The following is a 25629-nucleotide window of genomic DNA, read 5'->3' on the forward strand; positions in this document are numbered from 1 at the left end:
TCAGCGGAGACAAACATGACCTTCTTAAAGACAATCGCAGTCGCGGCTCTTATGACCGCAACTGCCGGATCGGCCATTGCACAGGAAGCCAGCAAGCTCCAGCAGGTCCTTGACCGCGGTTACCTGATTTTGGGAACCGGCTCGACCAACCCGCCATGGCACTTCATTGACTCGGATAACAAGCTCAAGGGCTTTGACGTTGATATGGGCCGCCTTGTTGCCAAGGCCCTGTTTGGTGATCCCGACAAGATTGAATATGTCCAGCAGTCCGGCGATGCCCGCATTCCGAATCTTGTGACCGACAAGGTCGATCTGGCCTGCCAGTTCATGACGGTGACCGCCGAACGCGCCCAGCAGATCGAATTCACGATCCCCTATTACCGTGAAGGCGTTGGTCTGTTGCAGATGGAAGGTGGCGACTACGCCGATTACGAGGCGCTCAAAGCTGCCGGATCGGATGTTACCGTTGCCGTTCTTCAGAACGTCTACGCCGAAGAAATGGTTCACGCCGCCCTGCCAGAGGCAGAAGTTGACCAGTATGACAGTGTGGATCTGATGTATCAGGCACTTAATTCCGGGCGTGCCGATGCCGCCGCAACCGATCAGTCGGCACTGCGCTGGTTCATGGTCAAAAACCCGGGCCGTTATCATGACGCCGGATATGGCTGGAACCCGCAAAGCTATTCCTGTGGTGTGAAGCCGGGCGATCAGCGTTGGCTGAACTTTGTAAACACGGTTCTGCACGAAGGCATGACCGGTGTTGAATTCCCGTTCTACGCCGACAGTTTCAAAACCTGGTTTGGTACCGAACTGTCGGTGCCGCAGATCGGCTTCCCCGTCGAATACAAATAACCCAGCAGCATCCGGGAAGAACCGCTTTGAACTACGATTTCAATTTCAGCGTCATCTGGCGCAATTGGGAACTGCTGGCGCAGGGGCTTGGCCTTGGCTTGTTCCTTGCCCTTGTTTCGATTGCAATCGGTTGCGGGATCGGACTTCTGGCGGCTTTCGGGATGCTGTCCCGTCATCGGGTTTTGCGCTGGATCGCAGTGGCTTATGTCTCTGCGATCCGCAATACCCCGATCCTTGTCCTGATCCTGTTTTGCTATTTCGCATTGCCCCAGCTTGGCATTGCGCTTGATAAAATACCGTCCTTCATTTTCACGCTGTCGATTTATGCCGGTGCCTATCTGGCCGAAGTTTTCCGTTCGGGCCTTGTGGCATTGCCAAAGGGCCTGCGCGAAGCCGGGCTTGCCATCGGTCTGACGGAACTGAAAATCAAAATCCACATCATCATTCCGGTGATGTTGCGCAATGTGTTGCCGTCGCTATCGAACAACTTCATTTCGCTGTTCAAGGACACGTCGCTCGCGGCCGCCATCGCGGTGCCCGAACTGACGTTTTATGCGCGCAAGATCAATGTCGAAAGTTTCCGCGTGATTGAAACATGGATGGTTGCGTCACTGATTTACGTGGTGGCCTGCTATGTCATCGCGTGGTTCCTGCGCCAGCTTGAACAACGACTTGCGGTTCCGCGCTGAAAGGCTTTCACATGAATTTTTCTCTTTTCCTGACAGAATTGTGGAACGCCCGGATGAACCTGTTGGCCGGGCTTGGCGATACGGTTCTCATTTCCGTCGCGTCCGTGCTGCTTGGAACGTTCCTTGGCGTTTTCGTCGGTCTGGCGATGACATATGGCAACAAGCCGACCCGGTTCGGGGTGCGCGTCTATATCGACTTCCTGCGCGGAACTCCGGTCTTCGTTCTGATTCTTGCCTGTTTTTATATTCTTTCTGTTGTTGGCCTGGATCTCAGTGCGTTTCAGGCTGGTGTGCTTGCGCTGACGATGTTCTGTTCGTCGCATGTTGGTGAAATTGTCCGTGGTGCGCTAAAGGCGATCCCGGCCGGGCAGACCGAAGCCGCCAAATCAATCGGGCTGACTTTCGGGCAGACCTTTGCCTATGTCCTGCTGCCCCAGGCCCTGCGTCAGATATTGCCAACCTGGGTCAATACCGCGACCGAAATCGTCAAGGCATCGACGCTGCTGTCGATCATCGGTGTGGTTGAATTGCTGCTGGCAACCCAGCAGGTCATTTCGCGGACCTATCTCAGCCTCGAATTCTATCTGTTCGTGGGTTTCGTCTATTTCATTCTGAACTTCCTGATCGAACAGGCCGGCCGTGCTGTCGAACGCCGCATCTCGATCCCATAATGAGGCAGCCATGTCCCCCATTCTGACAATTACCGACCTTCACAAAAGCTTTGGTGATCTCGAAGTCCTCAAGGGCATCGATATGACCATGCAAAAGGGTGATGTCGTCTCGCTGATCGGATCATCGGGTTCGGGCAAGACAACCCTGTTGCGCTGCGTGAACCTGCTTGAAGATTTCGAACGCGGTTCCATCGAACTGGACGGCGAAGCCATCGGCTACAGACACGAAGGTGGTGAGCGTCGCCGTCTTTCCGAACGTCATATTGCGCGTCAACGCGCCATGACCGGCATGGCGTTTCAGCAGTTCAACCTGTTCCCGCATATGACCGCCATTCGCAATGTCATGCTGGGTCTGACCAAGACCAAGAAAATGGCAAAGGACGAAGCCTATGCCATTGCCGAAAAATGGCTTGAACGGGTTGGCATGATTGAACGGCGCGATCATTTCCCCGGTCAGTTGTCTGGCGGACAGCAGCAGCGTGTTGCGATTGCGCGCGCGATTGCCATGAACCCGCGCATCATGCTGTTTGACGAAGTGACATTCGCCCTTGATCCGGAACTGGTCAAGGAAGTTCTGGCCGTTGTCCGCGATCTTGCCGATGACGGCATGACCATGCTGCTTGTCACCCATGAAATGCGCTTTGCCCGCGATGTTTCAAGCAAGGTCGTGTTCATGCATCACGGCCGTATCCACGAAGAAGGTCCCCCCGAACAGATTTTCGGCGCACCGGAAACAGACCGGTTGCGGGGCTTTCTTGCAAATTCTGAAATGTGATTGAATACCAGGAGATATTGAATGACCATCAAAAGACACGGTGTCGGTGAAGCAAAAGGAAACGGTCAGAAGGCACTGCCTTTTGCAAAGGCCACGGAAGCCGATGGATGGCTTTACGTGTCCGGACAAACGCCGATGCGTGATGGCGAAGTTGTTGGAAACGGGATTGTCGAGCAGTCCCGCATTGCTATCGAAAACATGCTGAAAATCGTCGAGGATGCCGGGTATGGTGCAAGCGATATCATGCGCATAGGCGTCTGGCTTGATGATGCGCGCGATTTCTGGAGCTTCAACGGCGTCTTTCAGGAATATTTCGGCGATCATCCGCCTGCGCGCGCTTGCGTTCAGTCTTCAATGGTGGTGGATTGCAAGGTCGAGGTCGACTGCATTGCCTTTCGCAAGGCATAAGAACCTCTATCCAAAGAACTGATCGCCAGCGAAGAGGGGACTTATGAAAGAAGGGCAAATACGGAAACGGGCGCGCGGCATTGATCGGGCGTTTGATATTCTTGATCATTTGCGCTCTGTCAAAGTCTCGCAACGGCCTGCCGAGATCGCCCAGGCGCTCGGCGCGCCGACCTCTACGATCTATGATCTGATCAGCGTTCTGCTGGAACATGGCATGCTCGAGGTCACCGATGCCAACGGATCGGTGTTCCTTGGGCGTCGTGTCTATTTCCTTGGGCTGGCCTATCGCGAATATTTCGATCTGACCCGCGAAGCCGGTGTCGTGCTGGATGAAATCACCGCCACGACCAAGGAAACATCGCAGTTCTGCATGCTGGACGGCAATAAATACACCGTCGCCCTTCAACGCGAAGGCAGCCGTCCGTTCCGCATCAGTGCAAATGTTGGCGAACGCACCCCGATCCCGTGGACGGCATCGGGTCGGCTGTTGCTGGGCCATTTTTCCGATGATGAAATCCGCGATCTGATTCCGGCAAACGATTTTGTTCTGCCCGATGGCAGCCATACCGATTTTGATGCCTATATCGCCGAAATCCGGCAGGCGGCAAAAGACGGATTCTTTTCCTTTGATAGCATCGTTGACACCTTCACCCATTGCTTCGCCGCCCCGATCCGCGATCAGAACGGCGTCTGTGTTGCAACGGTATGTATTGTCGCGCCAAAGGATGATGCCCGCAAAAACTATGCGCAGTATCGCGACGCACTGAAATCCGCTGGCGATAAACTATCCCACAGCGTCTGATTACTTATCCGTCCGCACACAATATCTTTGCGTGGAAGAATGCCGGTTTCTTTGTGCTGAAAAGAGAAAGCGGCGGTTATCGTTTCCCGCATCGATAACCACCGCTGTTCCACCTTGAGAGGCCTGCGGGGAGAGAGACCCGCAGGTGAGAGACAAGCCTTTTGGGGACAAGTGCGAATGGGTTGCATTCGCGGGCTGTGTCGAGAGCCGTTATAGGTCAGGAAAAATCACTGCGCAAGTGAAAATCGTTCGCATTTGCATAAAATTTTTGGTTGAGAGTTTGACGGTGTTTATATCCCGACTGAAACGGTTGGTTAATGCCGCGGTTTCCCGCGGATTTCAGGCCGAAAATGCCAAAAAGGCCGCACGATCTGTACGGCCTTTCAGGTCGGGTTAAACGACGATATTTAGATGGAAATGCGCCGCAGATGATTGTCCCAATGAAGCGATTTAAGCGAATCGTCGGGTAATTCGACGCGTTTTCGGCGAATCGCATCCATACGCCATCCGGTACCAAGGCCGCTGGTGCCAACGAACTGACCCGCAACATCTGTCGCGGCAAGCCCACAGCCATCCGGGGCGGCGATATGGGTCAGGAAGCCCGATGTTTTGACATCCCAGAATGTGATCAATCCGCCGCGTGGGCAGGAAATGCCAAATACCTGTCCCGATGCGTCAAAGCGCACCGATCCGCAATATTGCCGCATGCGCAGCTGGACATTGTCCGGGGCCTCGATCGGGCGGATTTCGCTACCCGGATGCCACAACCCGACCAGCGGCACCTGATCGGTCAGTTCCCCCTGATACTGGAAGCCCGCCGCAATTGTCCCATTGGATGCGACATCAAGATGGCGGATGGATAATTGATGCCAGTCGGCTTTAAGTGCCGCCTGATGGATCAGCGTGCCGGTATGCCGATCAATGATCGACAGGTTCGGTTCCATACTGTCGATATTAAGGGCTGTGCGTCCGTCAAAGTCCGGATGGGTGTGCAAGCCACCATTGGCGATCACAAGGCTTTCACCGTCCGGCATCAGGTGCAATTCGTGCGGGCCGGTGCCAAAACTGTCAAATTCGGCAATGCGGCGATACCCGTCTTCTGCATCCCAGACGGAAACAACCCCGCGGGCATGGTTGAAATCATTCTCGGTGATATAAAGGAACCGGCCATCATTGGAATAAACCGCGTGGCCATAAAACCGGCGGTCTTCCGGGCAATGCAGTTTGGCGCGGACCTCGCCGCTATGGCGATCAAGGATCAGGCCATAAAGACCCGGCCTGCGTTCAACCGCCGCCACATCGACATGGCCGGGACGCAGGCCAAGGTCGTGACCCCGGCCGGGCAGGGCCTGTTCAAAAAGGATTTTGCCGTTGGCGTTGAACGCGCTGACGTAAAAGTCATCATGATCCCCGGCACTGGCGGAAATATAATGTGCCCGGTCTTCCATCGCGGGGGCGCTTGCCGCACACCCAATGCCAACCGGCAACAGGGTAAAGGCCCCGCCAACACCCATGAGTTTCAAAAAATCGCGTCGTTGATGGTTCACTTTTTGAACTCCTGTTCGCCTAGTCGCCATCAAGCGCGTTAAAACCGCCGCCCAATTGCGTCGTACCGCCAACGTCGCCCTCAACCAGCGTATTCACAAAACTGACCTGATCGGCGAAATCTGATAGTTTCTGATAGCCATCGGGCTGATCAAGCAACTCGACAATCGAGGCAGGCAACTGATCAAGTCCGTCTGACATGGTCTGCCAGTTCAGCCGGAAGGATCGGTCCAGAAGGCTGCTATCAATCAGGGCCGAAAGGCCTTTGCCTTCTTCGCCGGTATCGCCCCACTTGCCGTCATAAATCGCAAACAGCCCGGTCAGGTTATGGGCAATGTTGCGCAGGGATCGTTCGGAAGTCGGGCTTTCGGCGCGGCTGGCTTTGCCATCCTTCGGTCCGTCGCCAAGCGGTCGGCCAAGTTTCTGACTGACAATGATCAGAAGTCCTTCGTGAAGCGCACGATAAAGGTCGGTCGCGGCAAATTTGGCATCCGGGTAATCCATACTATCAGGGCCGGCTTTGATCATGCCTTGGGCAAATGCCGGCCATTCATCGACCAGTTCACCGGTCATGCGTGCCAGATTGGCGCCGACGGCCCCGCCATACCCACACAGGAATACGCCATCCTCGTCATCACCCAGAAGCTTGGGCGATAGCTTGTCGTCAAAAAGAACCTGTTCAAGTGCCGGGAAACCTTGCAGGGCGGCACTGGTATCAGCGATTTTTTCCCGGTCGGTATAAATCGCTGGCTTGTCAAACATCAGTTTGCGGAACTGCCTTGTCGCCGTACCATGTTTGTCCGGCCAGTATTCGATATGCTGATCACGGCCATTGGCAATCAGCGGTCCCATGCGCCAAGGCTGCACTTCCTGCCAGATATCCATGGCCGCATGGAAATCTTCGCGTACTTCGTCAAGGCCATCCTGATCGGGCTCGGCACAGAAATCATCCATTTCATCGGACAGGTTTGTTGTGGCGTCATGCAGCGCATCAAGCTTGGGCGGCATGACCTCACCCAGAAGATGTTCAAGCACCGGGCGGTAATTTTCATCGGGGATATCGGCGCGCGCGCCGGGCGGTGCCAGCCCCACCGTCAGCAAGGCAGATGCCCCCAAAAGGGCGGCTTTGCGAGTGCGAAACAGGAAAGGCATGATATCCCCCGAACAGTAAGGCTTATAAAATAACGCTTATAAAGAATTCAAAAACGCGATCAACTTGCTGCGATCCGATGATGGCAAGAATGTGACGGCGTCACGCGCGGGTTTTGCCTCTCCCCCGTGCCACAATATGGCTTCCAGAATGTTGCGCGCCCGCCCGTCATGCAGGTATCCGGCACGTGGATCAATTTCCTTCGCGCGGCCCAATCCCCAAAGGGGCGGGGTGCGCCATTCCGTTCCGCTGGCCTCGGCTTCAGGCCGGTTGTCGGCAAGCCCGGCACCCATATCGTGCAATAACAGGTCGCTATACGGCCAGATCACCTGCCCGGATTGCTCCGCCAGATCAGTCTGTTCGGGCAATTGATAGCTTGGCGTGTGGCAGGCTCCGCAACCGATTGAATTGAAAATCTCACGCCCTGCGATCACCTCCGGATCGGATACGTTTTGTCGCATCGGCGGGGCTATGTTACGGGTGTAATAAAGTACAAGGTCGGTGATCTGCCCGTGCGCTTCCAGATTGTCAAATTCCGCATCATTACCATCCGGCGCACCACGGCACAGTGTCTGGGCTTCGGTGCAGTCGCCGTATCCGTTGGGATATAGTGGGGTTGAAAGCCCGATATCGAACTGAAACGCATTCTGGTTCTGCTGATCAAGGTTTGGCATTCCGGCCTTCCAGCCAAACCGCCCGATGGCGACCTCGTCCTTTGCAATATCCCAAACCCGGTTAACCCGGCCCGATATGCCATCGCCGTCATGATCTTCCGGATCCGCGCTCGCAAGCAGTACTTCATCGGGAATGGCTTCCAGAAGCCCAAGCCCGATCATCGGCGGTGCAATGCGCGGCGATATCATCACATCGTCGTGCAATGGCCCATAAGCCAGATCGCGCATGCCATAGGTCGGATGGCGCAATTCGACTCTGGTGCCATCGGCTAGTTCGACGGTTTGCATGTCATAACTGACGGTGACCTTGCCTTCGGCTTGAACGGTCGGGATCGAAAAATCCTGAAACTGGCCGCCATAAACCGGATCGGGCAGGGTGGATGCATGGCCTGACGCCAGTAATTCCCGATCCGCATCATTTTGCGGCGGGATCGACAGGCGCAACAACATCGACGTCGCCCCGGCAGACGGATCATCTTCATCAACCGGATGGCCGCGGCCATTTCTGATATGGCACCCGTTGCAGGCTCGTGAATTAAACAGCGGCCCCAAACCGTCTGCTGCCTTGGTGCGCGTTGGGGCGGTTACCCAAAGCCTTTGAAAAAGGGCCTCGCCAAGCTTGAAATCAAGCCGCTTTTCAAAGGTCATATTGGCCGAATGATGGGTGAATGCCATTCGTCCGGTTTTCTTTTGCCAGGTGGTCGCCCCGCCCGGCAGGGCATCGGCGGGTATGGTTTCATCGGCAAACGCCGGTGTCATTGCCCCAAAAACAAGGGCGGTCGCGATCATGAAACGGGAAAGGCGCATGGCGGGAAACTGCATGGAATTCTTCTAATCGTAAAAGCGAAACGGCGGGAGAAAAATTCCCCCGCCGTCGGACTCATTTGGGGCATGACCCCGAATGCGGATCGTATCTAATCAATTGATCGAGGACGGATTGTCAAGGCTGTCCGACCCTTCGAACTCGATCCCGTCAACGCCAATCGCGGCAACGATCTGTTCGATCGATTTGGTCTGATCAACAAGCGCATCGACAAAGGTCTGAACAACGGCATTGCCGTCTTCATTGTCCATTGCGATCAGCTGGTCGAAATGCTCGCCTGCCTGTGCGCGGCTGACCATGGCCTTACCGGCCAGAACCGATGCTGCCAGTTTGGCACGCAGTTCGGTATCGAGGCCTTCATCCTTGGCGGCAACCATATCCGAAAGCGATGCGCCTTCGACGACCGACCCGTCAACACGGGTATAACGGCCAAGATAAACGTTCTGGATGCCCAACGCGTCATAGTAGTGCGAGTTGTGGGTGTTGTCCGAGAAGCAGTCATGCTCTTCTTCCGGATCATGCAGCAACAGGCCAAGCTTGGTGCGCTCGCCCGCGAGTTCGCCATAAGACAGCGAGCCCATGCCGGTCACGATTGCGGTCAGGCCCGGAACGCCGTCACCTTCAAGAACGGTCGCACGTGCTTCGCCACCATCCGCCCACTGTGCGGTCATCCATTCAAGGTCCGAAACCATAAGGTCGGTTGCGGCCTGAAGATACGTACCGCGACGGTCGCAATTGCCATTGGTGCAGGCATCGCCCTTGGCATAGTCGGTCCATGCGCGTGCACCGGCACCGGCTTCGGTCCCGTTCAGATCCTGACCCCACAGAAGGAATTCAATGGCGTGGTAGCCGGTTGCAACGTTGCTTTCAACGTCGTCAATCTCATGCAGGCTTTCGATCAGTGCGGCATCGATGGTTGATGCATCGATGGTTTCACCGGAAATGCTCAGGCTCGGATTGGCAACGACATTGGCGGTATAAGCCGGGTTTTCTTCGTTTTCTTCGCCGTAAAGGTCGGTTTCGACATAGTCGATCAGACCTTCGTCAAGCGGCCATGCGTTAACCTTGCCTTCCCAGTCATCAACGATCGCATTGCCGAAACGGTAAACTTCGGTCTGCTGATACGGCACGCGTGAGGCCAGCCATGCGGATTTCGCAGCATCAAAAGTCGCCTGCGACGGATTGGACACCAGCGCATCAATAGCGGTCTGGAGCTGTTTTGCGGTGATGAGCGAATCTTCGTAACCGGCATGTGCAATATCGGCATAGGTGGTCAGGACGTCTTTTGCGTCCGGCGCGGCATAGGCCTGTGCACCAAGGGTGGTTGCCAGTGCAGCCATCCCGAGAATTTTAACGAATTTCATAGGAGTTCCCATCTGTCCCTGAAGGTGAGCCAAGGGCATAGCCCGTGATACTTCGGGGTAATTGTTACTGCTTGTGATAATGATTTGCAAACTCGAAATATCTCAATAAGCAGATTTTCCACATTTTTTGCTGTGATAAACGGAATTTGACCTGCACTTTTGCCAAGATCGGAGCATCATCAAACAAATGCATGATGCGACCGCCAACAAGCAGAAAGAGGGGACCTGCGTATGAGCGATGATACAGAACCGCAAAAAACCGTCCGGCTTTGGGATTTTCCCGTCCGTCTGTCCCATTGGGCATTGGTGATCGCGATTGCGACATCCTGGTGGTCCAATCAGGAAGTCATGATTGATATCCATGCCCTTGCCGGATACAGCGTATTAGCACTGGTGCTGTTTCGTATTATCTGGGGATTTGTCGGCAGTTCCAACGCACGGTTTTCCAGTTTCCTTGCCGGTCCAGACAAGGTGATCGGCTATATGCGCAAATTGTCAAACGGCTCGGTCCGCGACCTGACTTATCCAGGGCACAATCCGGCGGGCGGCTGGATGGTTATTGTGCTGATCCTGCTCGTGGCGATACAGGCGATAAGCGGCCTTTTTGCCAGCGAGGATACCTTCCTCTTCTTTGATGGTCCGCTGGTTGCCTATGTCAGTTCCGATGTCGCCAGCACGATGAATTTCATTCACCACACCAACATCAATCTGATTTATGGCGCAGTGGCGCTGCATGTTCTGGCCGCGATTTTCTATCTGATGATCAAACGCGAAAACCTGATCGGGGCCATGATCACCGGCGTACGCAAAGTCCCCGAAAGCATCGCGGCCGGCTTTCTGCAAATCCGCTTTGCGTCTCCGGTCCTCGGGATTGCGATTCTCGTGGTTTGTGGTCTGGTGGTGTGGGGAATGGTTATCATTGCCAGAGGCGGGTGAAATATTTTATCATATCATCATACTAAATCGGAAAACGTGTTGCATTGCGGTAAGTTACTGAGTTGACCGTCATAATTCGGCGGACATTAAAACCGAAAAATGAGATATATACCGAAATTTATGTATCAGTATTTTTGATATAAAACAAATTACTTGATCTATAAATTTCGTGTTCCTAGGCTGACCTCATCAAAGAACAAAAGACAGGTGAGGAAACAGTCATGCGGGCACGCGCAACCATTCACAGGGACTTCAAAATCGCGACTGTCGACAGGCGGGTTTATGGCTCGTTTCTCGAACATATGGGCCGTGCGGTTTATACCGGTATTTATGAACCCGGCCACGAAACCGCCGACAAAAACGGATTCCGGCAGGATACGCTGGAACTGGTTCGCGGGCTTGATGTGCCGATTGTACGCTATCCGGGGGGCAATTTCGTTTCGGCCTATAACTGGGAAGATGGTATCGGTCCGCGCGATCACCGCCCTACACGTCTTGATCTGGCATGGCGGACCCGCGAAACAAACCAGATGGGGGTCAACGAATTCGCTGATTGGGCAAAGCTTGCCAATACAGAAATGATGCTGGCGATGAACCTTGGTTCACGCGGGTTGGAAGATGCACGCAACTTCCTTGAATATTGCAACCATCCCGGAGGAACTTATTGGTCGGACCTGCGCAAGTCCCATGGCTATGCCGATCCGCATGATGTGCGTATCTGGTGCCTTGGCAATGAAATGGATGGTCCTTGGCAGGTCGGTCACAAGACCGCACGGGACTATGGACATCTTGCCAACGAGGTTTCCAAGGCCTTCAAATATTTTGATCAGTCACTTGAAACTGTGGTTTGCGGGTCGTCGAACGACAAGATGAAAACCTATCCCGACTGGGAAGCCACGGTGCTTGAAGAAAGCTATGACAGTGTTGATTACATCTCGCTGCACAAATATTTCGGCAACGAGGAAAAGGACACGCTGAACTATTTCGGCCGTGCCGAAGAACTGGACCGCTATATCGTTACCATCGGCGGCGTGATTGATTACATCAAGGCCAAGAAGCGTTCCAAAAAGGATGTCAAAATCTGTTTTGATGAATGGAATGTCTGGTATCACGACCGTAAAACCGATGATCAGCGGATCAAGGAATGGGACTGGCCGGTCGCACCGGCCTTGCTTGAAGAAGTCTATAATTTCGAAGACGCACTTCTGATTGCCAGCCTGCTGAACGTATTCATCCGTCGTTCTGACCGCGTCAAGATCGCCTGCATGGCGCAGCTTGTGAACGTCATTGCCCCGATCCTGACGCGTGAAGGCGGACCAGCTTGGGCTCAGACAATTTATTATCCCCTGCAGTTCGCATCAAAGCACGGGCGGGGCACGGCGCTGAATGTAAGTGTGGATGTGCCGCGCTACGATTGTGATGTATCGCAGGACGTGCCTTATCTCGATGCGTCGGCTGTGCAGGCCGAAGACGGTAAGTCTGTTGCGATATTCCTGATCAATCGCCACCTCGACAGCGACCTTGGTCTTGATCTGTCCCTTGAAGGATTTGGCGAAACGAGTGTGATCGAACATGTCGAGCTGTCCGGTCACAAGCTCGAAGACCGCAATTCGATTGACGCACCGGATACCGTAACTCCGAAAAAGGGCAGCGGTATCGGACTTGAGGATGGCAAGCTCGCCGGAATGCTCAAGCCGCTGTCCTATCACATGATCCGAATTTCTCTTGATGCATCGGCCTGATGGTTACGGGCTGGCCGGAAGCACCGGCCAGCCCGTCGTCATATCGGGTTCAGACTTGGGAGGATTACGGAAATGTCCGGTGTTACGCTGAGCAATATCAAAAAGGCCTTCGGGCCGGTCGAAGTTATCCATGATGTGAATATCTCGATCGAACAGGGCGAGTTCGTCGTCTTTGTCGGTCCGTCGGGCTGTGGGAAATCCACGCTGCTTCGAATGATTGCCGGGTTGGAGGAAACGACAAGCGGCGTCATTGATATCGAAGGGCAGGATGTCACCCATCAGGAAGCTGCCAGGCGCGGCGTATCAATGGTGTTTCAATCCTATGCGCTTTATCCGCACCTAACGGTTTTCGACAATATGGCCTTCAGCCTGCAAATTGCCCGTCGTCCAAAGGATGAAATCCGGGCAAAGGTCGGAGAAGCAGCACGCATTCTGCAACTTGATCAGCATCTGGATCGCAAACCATCGCAGCTTTCCGGCGGACAGCGTCAGCGCGTTGCCATCGGACGTGCCATTGTGCGTCAGCCAAAGGTCTTTTTGTTTGACGAACCTTTATCCAACCTTGATGCCGAACTACGCGTTCAGATGCGCATGGAAATCGCCCGTCTACACAATCAGATCGGGGCGACAATGATTTATGTCACCCACGATCAGGTCGAAGCCATGACGCTTGCCGACAAGATCGTGGTCCTGAAATCGGGTGTCGTGCAGCAGATCGGATCGCCTCTTGATCTTTACGATAATCCCGATAACCAGTTCGTCGCCGGTTTCATTGGTTCGCCGAAAATGAACTTCCTGACCGGCACTGTCGCCAAATCAAATAGTGGCACATCGGACACTGTGGATATCCGATTGGATGAACCCCCAAACAGTATCGTTTCGCTGCCCCTTTCCGGACCAGTGCCAAAAGTCGGGACTACCGTCACACTGGGCATCCGTCCGGAAAATATCGAAACCGGTGACGTGACAGACGTGGACGGGCACGCCGCGGAACTAACGCTTAAAACCGAATTTACCGAAGAACTCGGTGGGGTCAGCTACGTCCACAGCCTGACCGAAAGTGGCGCGCGCGTCACAATCGAACGCCGGTCGGATCGCAATCATATCGCACAGGATCACATATCGGCGCGTTTGCCGACACGTCACCTGTTTCTGTTCGATGCCGACGGTGCGCGCCTGCGGTAACGCCGCAGCCCACCGGACTACAGTCGCCCGAAACGGGATGCAATCATAACAAGAAACCTGTCAGGGCATTTCAGGCCGGGTCTCATCACCCGGCGAACGAGGAGGAAACGTCGTGAAACATTTCATCAAGGCCGGTCTTTCGGCCGCTATCCTGATAGGCGGTTCTGCCGTCGCCAGCGCCCAGACCCAGATTACCTGGTGGGATTTCCTTGAAGGCGGCGATGGCGTGCGTATGAAGGCACTGATCAAGGAATTCAACGAAACCCATCCGGATATCAATATCAGTTCAACCACACTGGAATGGGGCGTTCCATTCTATACCAAGGTTCAAACCGCAACGGCGGTCGGTCAGCAACCCGATATCATGACCTATCACCTGTCGCGTTTCCCGCTTGCCGTGCCGCAGGGGCAGTTGCGCCCGATCAGTGATGATGAGCTGGCAGAGGCCGGGCTGTCGCCCGATGATTATTTCCCTTCAAGCTTCAACGCGGCCAAGGTTGGTGATCAGCTTTATGGCCTGCCGTTCGATATCCATTCCATTGTTCTTTATTACAACAAGGATGCGCTTGATAAGGCCGGCCTGCTTGGTGAAGACGGCAAACCAAAAGGGCTGGACGGGCTTGAAAACTTCAACGCAGCCCTTGCCAAACTTGAAGAATCCGGGGTCGAGGTTCCGCTGTCTCTGCATACGGATGAAGGCGGATCAATGTGGCGTGTATTCTATACGCTGCTTGCCCAGCAAGGCGCGCCATTTATCGAAGATGGCGAAATCCTCCCCGGCGATGCGGGGCTAAAGGCGCTGAATGCTATGACCAATTGGGTGGCATCGGGTTATTCGCCAGAGCTGATTTCCTACGAGGCATCCATCGCGCTGTTCACATCGGGTCGTGCCGCCATGCATATCAATGGTGTATGGGAAGTCCCGACAATGAAGGATCTGGCCAAGAACGGCGATCTTGGTTTCGAATGGGGTGCCATTCAGATCCCCGTTCTGATGGATCAAAAAGCGACATGGGCAGATTCTCATGCCTTTGCCATCCCGCACAGCGAAGCCAATCCGATGTCGGCTGAGAAGGTCAAGACCGTCCTGCAGATCATCGCTTGGATGAACGAACACAGCCTGTCGTGGGCTGATGCCGGGCATATACCGGCTTTCAAGGCGGTTGCCGAAAGCGACGAGTTCAAGAAAATGGAACCGAATGCGACCTATTCCGCACTTGCTGAAACCGCTGTTTTCGATCCTGAAATCTCGATTGCCGGTGTCGCCGGGCCGATTTACGAAGCCACGCAGAATTTCATTGTTCCTGCACTCAACGGGCAGCTCGACCCCGAAGATGCGCTGGACATGGTGCGTGACGAACTCCAGGGCCTGGAACTTAACTGATCATCGGTGACGGTGGTGGCTGGCATTCCTCCCTTTGCCAGCCATCGCTGCAGGTGATCCCTTGCGTGACTTTCATGGCTATGGGGCGGCATCAATGCGATTGAAATCCCGAAACAGAACAGTAACGGCCCTGCTGCTGATTGCGCCATTTGTGATCTGCTATCTCGTGGTCTTTGCCTATCCGGTTTACAAAATGTTCGCGATGAGCTTTACCAACGCGCCCTTGATCGGTGAAGGTGAATGGATCGGGCTCGACAATTATATCCGGATGTTCGAACACAAGCTGTTCTACACCTCGGTCTATAATACGCTTTATTTCGTGTTGCTGACAGTGGTGCCCAATACCCTGATCGGGCTTGGCATCGCAATGATGGTCGTCCGGCTTAAAGGCTGGATACAGGCTGGCATTCTGGTGCTGTTTTTCATGCCCTATATCCTGCCGGTGACAGTCGTGACACAAATCTGGCAGTGGGTTCTTGATCAGCAGTTCGGGGTCGCTCAGCCCCTGATAGAAGCCGTTATTGGCCGCCGTATCAGTGTATTCCGTGATCCGGTATGGGCAATGCCGATGGTGGCACTCGTAACCATATGGTGGACCAACGGGTTCAATGTGTTGCTGTTCATTTCAGCCCTGCGCAATATTCCCGACGATTACTACGAAGCCGCATCGCTTGATGGTGCCAGCCGCTTGCAGCAGTTCCGTCGTATCACGTGGCCTTTGCTGTGGCCGGTAACTGCGCTGGTTCTGACCCTGCAACTGATCCTGCAGCTCAAGATTTTTGATCAGATTTACCTGATGACACAAGGCGGGCCGTTCAATTCGACCTATGTGTTGTTGCAACTTGTCTATCGCGAGGCGTTCGGGCGCAATCAGGGCGGTTACGCCTCGGCGGTTGCGGTGGCGTTGTTTGTCATCATCGTGGCGGTTTCGGTCCTGCAATATCAGTTGCTTAAAGCGCGGGGGAAATAATGATGGGACGCATTTCGCCAAGCAACATCCTGCTTCTGATCTTTACCCTGATCGCTGCCTGTGCATGGGCATTCCCGCTTTACTGGGCGATTGTCACATCGCTGAAGCCGGAACCGGAAGTCGTTGGCAGTCTATCGTTCTGGCCACAGACATTCGATATTTCTTCCTATGCCTTTGCGTTATTCGATACCAATCTTGTGCGCTGGTACATCAATTCCATCGGGACGTCGGTCCTGATTACAGGCATAGTCCTCATGATAAGCATGATGTGTGGTTATGCCCTGTCACAACTGGTCTTTCCCGGCCGTCGGGTGCTTTTTCTGGTGGTGCTGGCAAGCTTTATGGTGCCATCACAGGCACTGGTGGTCTCGCAATTCGTGCTGATGCATAAATTCGGCATGGTTAATACATGGGGTGGGATCATCCTGCCGCAGGTGATCATTCCGGTGGTTGTGATTGTTTATAAGCAGTTTTTTGATTCTGTGCCCCGTGAACTGCGCGAGGCTGCCAAACTTGATGGTTGCGGCGAATTCCAGATTCTGTTCAAGCTGTATCTGCCGTTGAATTGGGGGATTACAGCAGCACTTTCGATCATCACCTTTATCATGTCCTGGAATAACTTCCTGTGGCCGTTTCTTGTTACCACTTCGGAAGAAATGATGACGGTTACTGTCGGTATTACGCAGGTCGGTGATTCGTTCGGCGTCCAGTATGCGCGTGATATGGCGGTTGCCGTGATGGCAGCGATGCCAGTGGCTGTTGCATATCTGGTTTTCCAGCGCCGCGTGACGCAGGCGATCATGTTGTCATCGGGGATCAAGGGATAAGTTGGCCGTCGCCATTCCTGGCTATATGTACAGTCCGCATATGCATTGGCCGATGGATCGAAAAAGCTGAAGGGAACAATAAAAAGTCATGCAGACAAAATTACTGACAGTCGATCCGGTAAAAGACGCCGACATTGTTCAGGGCCTGGCATCGAAAACCAGGATTGATATCCTGTATCTTCTGCGCAAACACGGCCCGCAAAATGTCAATGAAATCGCCGATATGATGGGATTGCCGCAATCGACTGTTGCAACCAATATCAAGACGCTTGAAAAGGCCGGATTGGTTGAAACCCAGACCATGAAGGCCAAGAAGGGCAATCAGAAAGTCTGTTCGGCAGCTTACAGTGAAATCTATATCCGCTTTGATGCGGATAAAACCAGCTCGGACGATGATCGGGTTGTCGTGAGTATGCCAATTGGCCTGTTCACCGAATTTGATGTGGGGCCACCTTGTGGGATGTGTTCGATTGAACGGATTATTGGTGTGCTTGATGTGCCCAATGTGTTTCTGGACCCGCAACGGATGCAGGCGGCCCTTCTATGGTTCACGCGCGGACATGTCGAATACAAATTCCCCAACAATGCCAAGGTCACCGGACGGTTGCCAAAGCGGATCGAGATCACTGCCGAGGTTAGTTCGGAAACCCCGGAAACCAACGCGGAATGGCCATCGGATATTTCGATCTGGATCAATGGGGTCCATGTCGGCATATGGACTTCACCCGGCGATTTCGGTGATCGGCGGGGCCTGTATTCCCCCGGTTGGTGGAAGCTGGAAGGTTCGCAATATGGTCAGCTCAAGACCTGGGTGATCGATGAAAGCGGTACCTGGATCGACGGCAAAAAAATTTCCGATCAAACGATCCATACGCTGGAAATCATGGATCATCACTCGATCCGGTTCCGGATCGGGGTTGATGAAAATGCCAAAAATCCGGGCGGGGTAAATATCTTTGGTCGCGGGTTCGGTGACTATGATCAGGACATTACCGTGACGCTTTATTTCTAAGGCTAATATCGCGAAAATAAAGAAATCCCCGAAAGGTTTTTCCTGTCGTGCTGCCGGGGGAGGGCAGCAGGGGGGGGGACAGGGCCTTTCGGGGATGTCCGAGCTTGCTCGTGCCCGGCATCTTCGATCTGTTACTTCGAACGGTATTCGTCGTGGCAGCCCTTGCAGGATTTGCCAAGTTCGCCAAGAGCGGCACCCATAGCCCCTTTATCCCCGGCTGCGGCCGCAAGGTTCAGGGCCGCGGTTTTCATTTCCGGGAAACGGCCCGCGAATTCATCCCAATTGGTCCAGACATCCGGCTTTGCGGTGGTTTTTACGGATGCTTCCGCAGTGTTCTGTTCGAACGCGGCCGGGGCGGCAGAGGCGGAAAACGCAATGCCATTGGCAAGGTTGCGGATTACGCCATCAGGCAGTTCGCACTGCCCCTTCATGTAGCAGCCAAGTGTTCCCATCGCACCACCGATGCCATCCATCAGCATCTGACGTGTTTGAACGGCTTCGTTATCCATTGCCTCGTCGGCCTGTGCGGTTCCAAATGCCCCCAGACCAAGGGCGAGGGATGCGGTCATCAAACCTGCGGTCACAAAATGCTTCATGGCTCTCTCGTTGGTTGTTTCTTCGAAACTCTCTGACGGATACGGGGCATTGGCGTGCGGCCCCGGCTGTTTTAATTCTTATATTAAGGTCATAAGCATTGTTGCCTATGACTTGCCGCTGCGCTTAGTCTCCCAATTGCGCCCCGAAATTCGGAATCACAACCGCGTGATCACCGAATAAATTATTGTAAATGACGTGCACAAGGAAACGCCCCCAAATGTCCGCTGTGTCCAACGCCGCCCCCGATGCCAGCCAAACCGCCATTCGTGAGGGCAGATCGCGCGCCCGCAAGCTGATCGCCGACTGGAACCTTGATAAGGCATTCATCAATGGCGAATGGGCGCGTGCTGATTCGCGCGAAGCCATTGATGTGTATGATCCGGCAACCGGCAAGGTTATCGGCGATGTGCCCTTCATGCGCACCTCCGAGGCACGGCGCGCCATTGATGCCGCGGATGCAGCGTTCCCGGCATGGTCGCGCATGCTGGCAAAGGAACGTTCCGGCTACATCAAACGTTGGCGCGACCTTCTGGAACAGTATCAGGATGATCTGGCCGCCCTGATCACGCTTGAACAGGGTAAGCCCTATGATCAGGCCTTGCGCGAAGTTGTCGGCGCCATTGCCTATGCCGAATGGTATGCCGAGGAAGCCAAACGCGCCTACGGCCAAACCATGCCCGCGACCCAGCGCGACCGGCGCGTGGTGGTGCAAAAGCATCCCGTGGGTGTCGTGGCGGCGATCACGCCATGGAACTTTCCGCTGACCATGGTCGTGCGCAAATGTGCCCCGGCACTGGCGGCGGGGTGCACAATTGTTGTCAAACCAGCCGAAGATACCCCGATTTCGGCACTGGCCGCCGCCAAACTTGCCGAAATGGCGGGTTTCCCGGCGGGGGTGTTTAACATCGTGACCGGCCAACCCATGCCGATTGGTGAGGCCCTGACAGGGGATCCGCGCGTACGGATGCTGTCCTTCACCGGCTCTACCGAGGTCGGCAAACGGCTGATGGTGCAATGTGCGCCGACGGTCAAGAAGCTGTCGCTTGAACTGGGCGGCAATGCGCCTTTCATCGTGATGGATGATGCCGATATCGATGCCGCCGTGGCCGGGGCGATGATTTCCAAATTCCGCAACAGCGGCCAGACCTGCGTCTGTGCCAATCGCATTTTCGTGCAGGACGGGGTCTATGAAAGCTTTGTCGAAAAATTCATCGCGGCAAGCCATGCGCAATCCATCGGCAACGGTTTTATTCCCGGTACGGATATTGGTCCGCTGATCAATCGTCAGGCGGTGGCAAAAGTTGAACGATTGATCGATGATGCGAAAAAGCGTGGCGCGATAATGCATTACGGTGCTGACCGCCCCGAAGAAGGCCATTTCATCCGGTCGCTTGTCATGACGGATGTGCCCCTTGATGCCGATTGCTTTAACGAGGAACTGTTTGCCCCGGTGGCGCCGATCTATCGTTTCAGGACCGAGGCCGAGGTGATCGAGCTTTCCAACCGGGTACGGGCCGGTCTGTCATCCTATCTTTTCAGTCGCGATATCGGTCGTATCCAGCGGATCGCCGATGGGCTTGAAAGCGGGGTGGTTGGCATCAATGATGGCACCACGTCCCATGAAGGCGCGCCATTTGGCGGTGTAAAGGAAAGCGGACAGGGCCGCGAAGGCGGTCATTGGGGGCTGGAAGAATATCTTGAACCCAAATATCTGAATTATGCACTGGGTTGAGCCCGCAAATATCCGGTGGTTTTCGTGCGATAATTTTCAGATCGGAGAACGGCAATTGTGTGCTCTGCAATTGCCGTTCTCCGATTTCTTAATCAGCCATGCAAAATTGAACGGTGTGCGATTCCAGGAATCGAGTCTGCAATTTAAAACCGATTTGTCGGCAAATTGCCATTTAAGACCCCGCTTTAAGCATTAAAATCACCCTGTTTGATCTGCCTCAATCCCTTTATATGCAAAGGATAGAGGTCTAATTGATCCGGCCTGTTCGGATTGTGTTTGAACTGTGTAAAACAGGTCGGGGAAAATTTCGTTCAAGTTGAATGGTTTATTTGTCATGAGACAATCATGCGTCTTTCGCATGAAATGATTGTGACGAACTTATGTCTGTCTATGCGTCAAATGCATGGGTGAGGTGAAAAAACTCGTCTCGTAGGATCGAATAAACAGGCGTACACCGGCTTCAGAACAAATCAACGCGAAACCGGAGCGCACATAGCTCCGCCTGTTATGGAAAGGATAAAGCCATGCGTCGTTATGGTGATTACGATCTGACCACGCTGCAGCGCGAAGCCGAAAAACTCCGTGCTCAGGCGATCCGCAAAGCCGTTGTTACTTTGGCCCGCAAAATTGCTTCCCTGTTTGGCGGTAACCGTCTTCCGGGTGGCCGTCCGGCTGGTGCCTAAGCTTAACGCTTGGCGATGAATACCGGGTCGAATGACCCAAAAAACACCCCCGCATTCCTCCCATGCGGGGGTGTTTTGATTCCATCCCCATCGCAGGGCTTCACGCCGTCCTTTGCTGCCGCTATTGTCCGGCTATTGATGTAACAGCCTGATAATTAAAATGCGGAGCCTGCTTGATGAAACTTACCCATTATGCCTTTGGCGAAGAAAACCGTGACAATGGCACGCTTGTGATCCTGCACGGGCTGTTCGGGCAGGCGCGTAACTGGACCGCCATCGCGCGGCGTCTGGCGGAAAAGTATCATGTGGTAACCGCAGATCTGCGCAATCATGGCCGGTCTGAGTGGGATGCGAACATGACCTACGCGGCGATGGCATCGGACATCGCCGAACTGATCCGGGATGTTGCCAATGGTCCGGTTCACCTGATCGGACATTCGATGGGGGGTAAGGCATCAATGGTGCTGACCCTGTCACAGGATGCCGATCTGGTGGCCGATCTGGTTGTGGTTGATATTGCGCCTGTGACCTATGACCATGACTATACCGACTATATCAGTGCCATGAAGTCGGTGGATTTCGATGCAGTATCGCGGCGCGCCGAAGTCGAAGATGCACTTGTCCGTGGCGTTTCGGAAAAGGGCGTGCGTCAGTTCCTTGCGCAGAATGTCGCGACCGACAAGGAAACCGGCAAAATGTCATGGCAGGTCAATATCGATGCCATGGCAAACCACCTCTCCGACATCACCGGCTGGCCCGAAACGGCCAATGGCAGTTTTGATCGCGATGTGCTGTTCATATCCGGGGCCAATTCGCATTATGTCGATCCCAAGGACCGCGATCACATCAAGTCGCTATTTCCCAAGGCGGCCTTTACCAGCATCAAGGGCGCAGGCCATTGGGTTCATGCCGAAAAACCTGATGCGGTATTGCTGACTCTGTCTGCATTTCTGAACCGCTAACGGATATTTTGACATGACCGAGCTTCCCAAAGGTTGGAACTTGCCGGAAAACGACGATATCCGCGTTCAGGACATCGAACGCCTGTCGGACAACTGGTATCACCTGTACCGCGTAAGCTTTGATCTGCGCCGAAGCAACGGCGAATGGCAGAATCAGCAACGCGAAGCCTATGACCGGGGCAACGGGGCGGGCATCCTGCTTTGTAACCGCGGGGCTGGCACCGTGATCCTGACACGGCAATTTCGTCTACCATCCTTCGTGAACGGCCATGAAAACGGCATGCTGATCGAAGTTCCGGCAGGTTTGCTTGACGATCGCGATCCGGCATCCGCCGTGATTGCCGAGGTCGAAGAAGAAACCGGCTACAAGATCGGCAAACCGCAAAAGGTGTTTGATCTGTTCATGAGCCCCGGTTCGGTCACTGAACGCCTGCACCTGTTTGTGGCCGAAGTCACAAGCGATCATCGTGCGGGCGAGGGCGGCGGTTTGCATGAAGAGGGCGAGGATATCCACGTCCTTGAAGTGCCCTTCAAGGACGCACTGGCCATGATCGCGGATGGTCGCATCAGGGATGCCAAAACCGTCATTCTGTTACAGCACGCCTTGTTGAAGGGGCTGTTTGATTGATGTTTTTGCAGCTTTACCAAGGTAATTCGCTACCATCATAGGCAAAGAAACCGCCGCTTTGTGATGGTTGCAGCCCGTCAATCACCATCAACATATTGGCCGTTGCCAAATCGGGGCTTTGTACATTTAGCCCCGATTTGGCAAACGGGCCCGAAAGGCCGGTATCAACCGTGCCAGGATGCAGGGCGACGCAGATGGCATTGCGTTTGCTGCGTGCAAGTTCGATGGCGGTGCATTTGACCAACTGGTTCAATGCGGCCTTTGCGGCACGATAACCGTACCAGCCGCCCATCCGGTTATCGCCGATGCTACCGACCTTTGCCGACAGGGTGGCAAATACCGATTTGCCGTCGCGCGGCAATAACGGCGTGAAATGCTTCATCAGCAAAGCCGGGCCAATGGCGTTGATCAGAAACGATTTCGCCATGTAATCGGCATCGATCTGGCGCAATGATTTTTCCGGCTGAAATACCTCGTCATGCAGATAACCGGTGGCATCGATGATCAGACGAACGGATTGGTTCTTGGCAGATGCCTTATCACGAACAAAGGCGGCGGCATTTTCGATGCTGCCGGGATCGGCAAAATCAATGGCTGGCTGGGTGCCGCGCGATAGTTCGATCACACCATCGAACCGGCCACAATCGCGAAGATGTTTCACAAAGGTCCGGCCGATGCCGCCGGTTGCCCCGATTACAATTGCGATGCTGGCAGCATCAAAACTTTGCAGTTTGGGGGCGGGTGGTATCGACATGATCTGATCCCCGATCTGGTTTTCTATCCTGTCTGTTTTACGTAGGCAAAACCGTGTTGGTTTATGGATTGTCACAGTAACGGATTACACCCCTCTCAGATGCGTCAGTTATCCTTTATCTTTCGCAAATCAGGGACAATCCAATGCCATATGTTTTTAGCCAGGCCGCCGATACCGAAGCCATCGCCGAACGGGAATGGGGCAAAGCGGCTCAGATCATGTTTACCGGCTTTTCATCGTGCATCGGGATCATGGCAATCAAGAACAATGAGGTCATCGGTGTGCATCTGCCACTGCGTGATGGGAATAACGCGGTGACCAATGACGATATCGATACGGCAATCGGATTGCTGGATGGTGGGGCGTATCCTGTCGTGATCGGATCGATCAGTGCATGGGAAGCATCGGCGTCTGCGGTCTATCAGCATCTGGTCGATACACTGCATCCGGTTGAACAATATGCCTATGGCGACGGGACCTATGGTGGCGAAATCGTCAATGGCCGGATTCAGCCGCGCTTTTGACGTCAAGCCAGCTGATGATCGGGGCGTGAACACATCCCCATATCCCCCGTCTCAGGCATCAAAGCCAAAAGCCGCCCCGGATAAGGGCGGCTTTTGAGTGTTCTATTCATCCGAGGATCGGGGCGCTGCCTATTCGGCGGCTTCGATCCGGGTCATGTCGGGCGCGCTTTGGCGGCCTTTGCCCTGCTGGTCGTGGCGGCGGATGAAATCCTTGATCCGCGGGCTGATCTGTTCGCGCCAGCGACGACCGTTAAACACGCCGTAATGACCAACGCCCTTCTGGATGTGATGCATGCGCATATTATCGGGCAGATTGCTGCAAAGCTTGTGCGCGGCACGAGTTTGTCCCATGCCGGTGATATCGTCGCGTTCACCTTCGACCGTCAGAAGGGCGGTCTTGGTGATGGCGGACGGTTCAACCGGAACTCCCTGCCAGCGCATCGTCCCTTCGGGCAGCTGATGTTCATGGAACACGGCTTTCAGCGTCTGAAGATAGAACTCGGCACTCATATCCATCACTGCCAGATATTCATGATAGAAATTGCGCTTGGCATCGGCGCTTTCGCCGTCGCCTTCGACAAGATGAGTGAACATCTCGTGGTGGGCGGAAACGTGCTTGTCCCAATTCATGCTCATGAATCCGGCCAACTGCATGAAGCCAGGATAAACCCGGCGCATCACACCGGCATGGGGCAGCGGTACATGCGAAATGACATGGCGTTCAAACCAGTCCAGACTGTGCTGTTTGGCGAAATTGTTGACCTCGGTCGGGTTTTCACGCGTATCGACCGGGCCGCCCATCAGGGTCATCGATGCCGGCTGGCACGGCTCGTTACCTGCTGCCATTAGCGATACGGCGGCAACCACCGGAACGGATGGCTGGCACACTGCCATCAGATGCGTATTAGGGCCCAGCTTGCGCAGGAACTGCATGACATAGTCGATATAGCTATCAAGGTCGAAATGACCCAGATGCACCGGCACCGTGCGCGCATCGATCCAGTCGGTGATGTAAACATCGTGATCGGGCAGTAATGCCTCAACCGTGCCGCGCAGAAGCGTCGAGAAGTGACCTGACAGCGGGGCCACGATCAGAAGCCGCGGATCGTCGGGCTGATTTTTAAGGTGATCGGTTTCGCGTTTGAAATGCAAAAGATTGCAGAACGGTTCGCTGTGAACGATTTCCTCTGTCACGGCAACGGTTTCACCATTGATGATCGTGGTATCAAGGCCAAATTCAGGCTTGCCATAACGATGTGTGATATGGGTGAACACATCAAACGCGGCGGCCGCCGCACGGCCCTGATGGGTATAGGCAAGCGGGTTGACCGGATTGCGCAGCCACTTCTTGCTGGCATCTGCCGCCATCCGCAATGGACTGATGGTGGCGTGCTGCAGTTCATAGAGATGGTACAGCATTAATCTCTCACTCCCCGGCGATGCAAAGGTTCGGTGGTGGGGTGCATCGACCGTGTTGGTCCCCGGCTGCATTTTTCCGAAAGGATTTCCGGTGGGCAGGCCTTCTGATTTTCGTAAGTTCCGAACCCGCGTCCGGCCGTTTTTTGCGGGTGACCATCCGGGGTTCAGCTGATTGCGGGCTAAGACACCGCAAAATCACGATAAACAGAAATCCTGCAATTCATCAGAATCCTACGATACTTCAGGTTTCAATCAATAGCCTAAAAGTATGATGAATTTCCAAACTTTCGTTTTTCACCTTGATTCAAACCAACATTCGGGGTGCTGTCGAGTGAAATTTTGCAATGCAGCGTAAGTTGTTGCGTTGCAATAATAGTTTTTCCCTGAAAGATGGGGTAAATCCGTCCTGATCTATGCAATGGTATAGTATCTGCGGGACTCGAGGTCCGAAAGAACCAATCAAAGAAAAACGCTGCTGTCGGGGAAACAGCAGCGTCAAGTAGCGCGGAATAACGAAAGTA

The 25629-nt window shown here is 54.2% G+C and carries 25 protein-coding genes; 18 read left to right on the forward strand and 7 right to left on the reverse strand.

Annotated features, from left to right (window positions below; genetic code table 11):
- The first annotated feature begins 15 nt into the window (after positions 1-15).
- Genes SMB34_RS18930 through SMB34_RS18955 form a run of 6 tightly spaced genes read left to right on the forward strand, consistent with a single transcriptional unit; the run spans position 16 to position 4197 of the window.
- A complete protein-coding gene (locus SMB34_RS18930; RefSeq protein ID WP_007090811.1) occupies positions 16-852 on the forward strand; it encodes a transporter substrate-binding domain-containing protein in 837 nt (278 codons plus the stop codon).
- 26 nt (positions 853-878) lie between these two features.
- Positions 879-1541 carry an amino acid ABC transporter permease gene (locus tag SMB34_RS18935; protein WP_007090812.1) on the forward strand — a complete coding sequence of 221 codons (663 nt, stop codon included), beginning with the start codon at positions 879-881 and terminating at the stop codon, positions 1539-1541.
- Between the two features lie 11 nt (positions 1542-1552).
- Positions 1553-2212 carry an amino acid ABC transporter permease gene (locus SMB34_RS18940; RefSeq protein WP_037992383.1) on the forward strand — a complete coding sequence of 220 codons (660 nt, stop codon included), beginning with the start codon at positions 1553-1555 and terminating at the stop codon, positions 2210-2212.
- A gap of 10 nt (positions 2213-2222) precedes the next feature.
- Positions 2223-2987 carry an amino acid ABC transporter ATP-binding protein gene (locus tag SMB34_RS18945; protein ID WP_037992385.1) on the forward strand — a complete coding sequence of 255 codons (765 nt, stop codon included), beginning with the start codon at positions 2223-2225 and terminating at the stop codon, positions 2985-2987.
- A 21-nt stretch (positions 2988-3008) separates the two neighbouring features.
- The gene (locus SMB34_RS18950) at positions 3009-3395 is read left to right on the forward strand and encodes a RidA family protein (RefSeq protein WP_007090815.1); all 387 of its coding nucleotides are present in this window, start codon (positions 3009-3011) and stop codon (positions 3393-3395) included.
- Between the two features lie 43 nt (positions 3396-3438).
- Positions 3439-4197: an IclR family transcriptional regulator gene (locus tag SMB34_RS18955; protein WP_007090816.1), complete on the forward strand. Its 759-nt coding sequence runs from the start codon at positions 3439-3441 to the stop codon at positions 4195-4197.
- A gap of 407 nt (positions 4198-4604) precedes the next feature.
- Here the strand turns inward: SMB34_RS18955 and SMB34_RS18960 are convergent, their stop codons facing one another.
- The 4 genes from SMB34_RS18960 to SMB34_RS18975 all read right to left on the reverse strand — a co-directional run bounded on the left by SMB34_RS18960 (position 4605) and on the right by SMB34_RS18975 (position 9753).
- Positions 4605-5744, reverse strand: a complete 1140-nt coding sequence (locus SMB34_RS18960; protein ID WP_037992388.1) for a DUF1513 domain-containing protein — start codon at positions 5742-5744, stop codon at positions 4605-4607.
- A 19-nt stretch (positions 5745-5763) separates the two neighbouring features.
- Positions 5764-6894 carry an imelysin family protein gene (locus tag SMB34_RS18965; protein WP_037992390.1) on the reverse strand — a complete coding sequence of 377 codons (1131 nt, stop codon included), beginning with the start codon at positions 6892-6894 and terminating at the stop codon, positions 5764-5766.
- Positions 6895-6930: 36 nt separating this feature from the next.
- Positions 6931-8388, reverse strand: coding sequence for a di-heme oxidoreductase family protein (locus SMB34_RS18970; RefSeq protein WP_037992393.1), 1458 nt, complete (start codon positions 8386-8388; stop codon positions 6931-6933).
- 96 nt (positions 8389-8484) lie between these two features.
- Positions 8485-9753, reverse strand: a complete 1269-nt coding sequence (locus SMB34_RS18975; protein ID WP_037992395.1) for an imelysin family protein — start codon at positions 9751-9753, stop codon at positions 8485-8487.
- A 231-nt stretch (positions 9754-9984) separates the two neighbouring features.
- On the opposite strand from SMB34_RS18975, the gene SMB34_RS18980 reads away from it, so the two are divergent.
- From SMB34_RS18980 to SMB34_RS19010, 7 genes are all read left to right on the forward strand, one after another.
- On the forward strand, positions 9985-10689 hold the full coding sequence (locus tag SMB34_RS18980) for a cytochrome b/b6 domain-containing protein (RefSeq protein WP_037992396.1): 705 nt from the start codon (positions 9985-9987) through the stop codon (positions 10687-10689).
- 221 nt (positions 10690-10910) lie between these two features.
- Complete coding sequence (arfA, locus tag SMB34_RS18985) at positions 10911-12431, forward strand: arabinosylfuranosidase ArfA (RefSeq protein WP_037992397.1); 1521 nt, start codon at positions 10911-10913, stop codon at positions 12429-12431.
- Positions 12432-12503: 72 nt separating this feature from the next.
- A complete protein-coding gene (locus tag SMB34_RS18990) occupies positions 12504-13616 on the forward strand; it encodes an ABC transporter ATP-binding protein (protein WP_037992399.1) in 1113 nt (370 codons plus the stop codon).
- A 112-nt stretch (positions 13617-13728) separates the two neighbouring features.
- On the forward strand, positions 13729-15000 hold the full coding sequence (locus SMB34_RS18995; protein WP_037992400.1) for an ABC transporter substrate-binding protein: 1272 nt from the start codon (positions 13729-13731) through the stop codon (positions 14998-15000).
- Positions 15001-15061: 61 nt separating this feature from the next.
- Positions 15062-15970 carry a carbohydrate ABC transporter permease gene (locus SMB34_RS19000; RefSeq protein ID WP_240478875.1) on the forward strand — a complete coding sequence of 303 codons (909 nt, stop codon included), beginning with the start codon at positions 15062-15064 and terminating at the stop codon, positions 15968-15970.
- Positions 15970-16797 carry a carbohydrate ABC transporter permease gene (locus SMB34_RS19005; RefSeq protein ID WP_037992401.1) on the forward strand — a complete coding sequence of 276 codons (828 nt, stop codon included), beginning with the start codon at positions 15970-15972 and terminating at the stop codon, positions 16795-16797. Before SMB34_RS19000 ends, SMB34_RS19005 begins: the two co-directional genes overlap by 1 nt.
- An 88-nt stretch (positions 16798-16885) precedes the next feature.
- Positions 16886-17809, forward strand: coding sequence for an ArsR/SmtB family transcription factor (locus tag SMB34_RS19010; protein ID WP_037992402.1), 924 nt, complete (start codon positions 16886-16888; stop codon positions 17807-17809).
- Between the two features lie 131 nt (positions 17810-17940).
- Here SMB34_RS19010 and SMB34_RS19015 read toward each other — a convergent pair whose 3' ends face one another.
- Positions 17941-18405, reverse strand: coding sequence for a c-type cytochrome (locus SMB34_RS19015; RefSeq protein ID WP_037992404.1), 465 nt, complete (start codon positions 18403-18405; stop codon positions 17941-17943).
- A 218-nt stretch (positions 18406-18623) separates the two neighbouring features.
- Here SMB34_RS19015 and SMB34_RS19020 point away from each other — a divergent pair, with 218 nt between their 5' ends.
- The 4 genes from SMB34_RS19020 (at position 18624) to SMB34_RS19030 (ending at position 22411) form a co-directional block, all read left to right on the forward strand.
- The gene (locus tag SMB34_RS19020) at positions 18624-20138 is read left to right on the forward strand and encodes an NAD-dependent succinate-semialdehyde dehydrogenase (RefSeq protein WP_240478876.1); all 1515 of its coding nucleotides are present in this window, start codon (positions 18624-18626) and stop codon (positions 20136-20138) included.
- A 524-nt stretch (positions 20139-20662) separates the two neighbouring features.
- Entirely contained in the window at positions 20663-20821 is a 159-nt protein-coding gene (locus SMB34_RS21100; RefSeq protein ID WP_156484639.1) for an RSP_7527 family protein, read from the forward strand.
- Positions 20822-20997: 176 nt separating this feature from the next.
- Positions 20998-21783: an alpha/beta fold hydrolase gene (locus SMB34_RS19025; protein WP_037992405.1), complete on the forward strand. Its 786-nt coding sequence runs from the start codon at positions 20998-21000 to the stop codon at positions 21781-21783.
- Between the two features lie 13 nt (positions 21784-21796).
- Positions 21797-22411 (forward strand): NUDIX domain-containing protein, encoded by a 615-nt coding sequence (locus SMB34_RS19030; protein WP_051682422.1) that lies wholly within the window; start codon positions 21797-21799, stop codon positions 22409-22411.
- A 13-nt stretch (positions 22412-22424) separates the two neighbouring features.
- Here the strand turns inward: SMB34_RS19030 and SMB34_RS19035 are convergent, their stop codons facing one another.
- The gene (locus SMB34_RS19035) at positions 22425-23165 is read right to left on the reverse strand and encodes an SDR family NAD(P)-dependent oxidoreductase (protein ID WP_051682423.1); all 741 of its coding nucleotides are present in this window, start codon (positions 23163-23165) and stop codon (positions 22425-22427) included.
- A 143-nt stretch (positions 23166-23308) separates the two neighbouring features.
- Here SMB34_RS19035 and SMB34_RS19040 point away from each other — a divergent pair, with 143 nt between their 5' ends.
- Positions 23309-23689: a hypothetical protein gene (locus SMB34_RS19040; protein WP_037992407.1), complete on the forward strand. Its 381-nt coding sequence runs from the start codon at positions 23309-23311 to the stop codon at positions 23687-23689.
- 129 nt (positions 23690-23818) lie between these two features.
- On the opposite strand, the gene SMB34_RS19045 is transcribed toward SMB34_RS19040, so the two are convergent.
- Positions 23819-25108: a polyhydroxyalkanoate depolymerase gene (locus tag SMB34_RS19045; RefSeq protein WP_037992408.1), complete on the reverse strand. Its 1290-nt coding sequence runs from the start codon at positions 25106-25108 to the stop codon at positions 23819-23821.
- Between the last annotated feature and the right edge of the window lie 521 nt (positions 25109-25629).

The sequence above is a fragment of the Thalassospira permensis NBRC 106175 genome (assembly GCF_000714555.1).
Taxonomy (GTDB): domain Bacteria; phylum Pseudomonadota; class Alphaproteobacteria; order Rhodospirillales; family Thalassospiraceae; genus Thalassospira; species Thalassospira xiamenensis.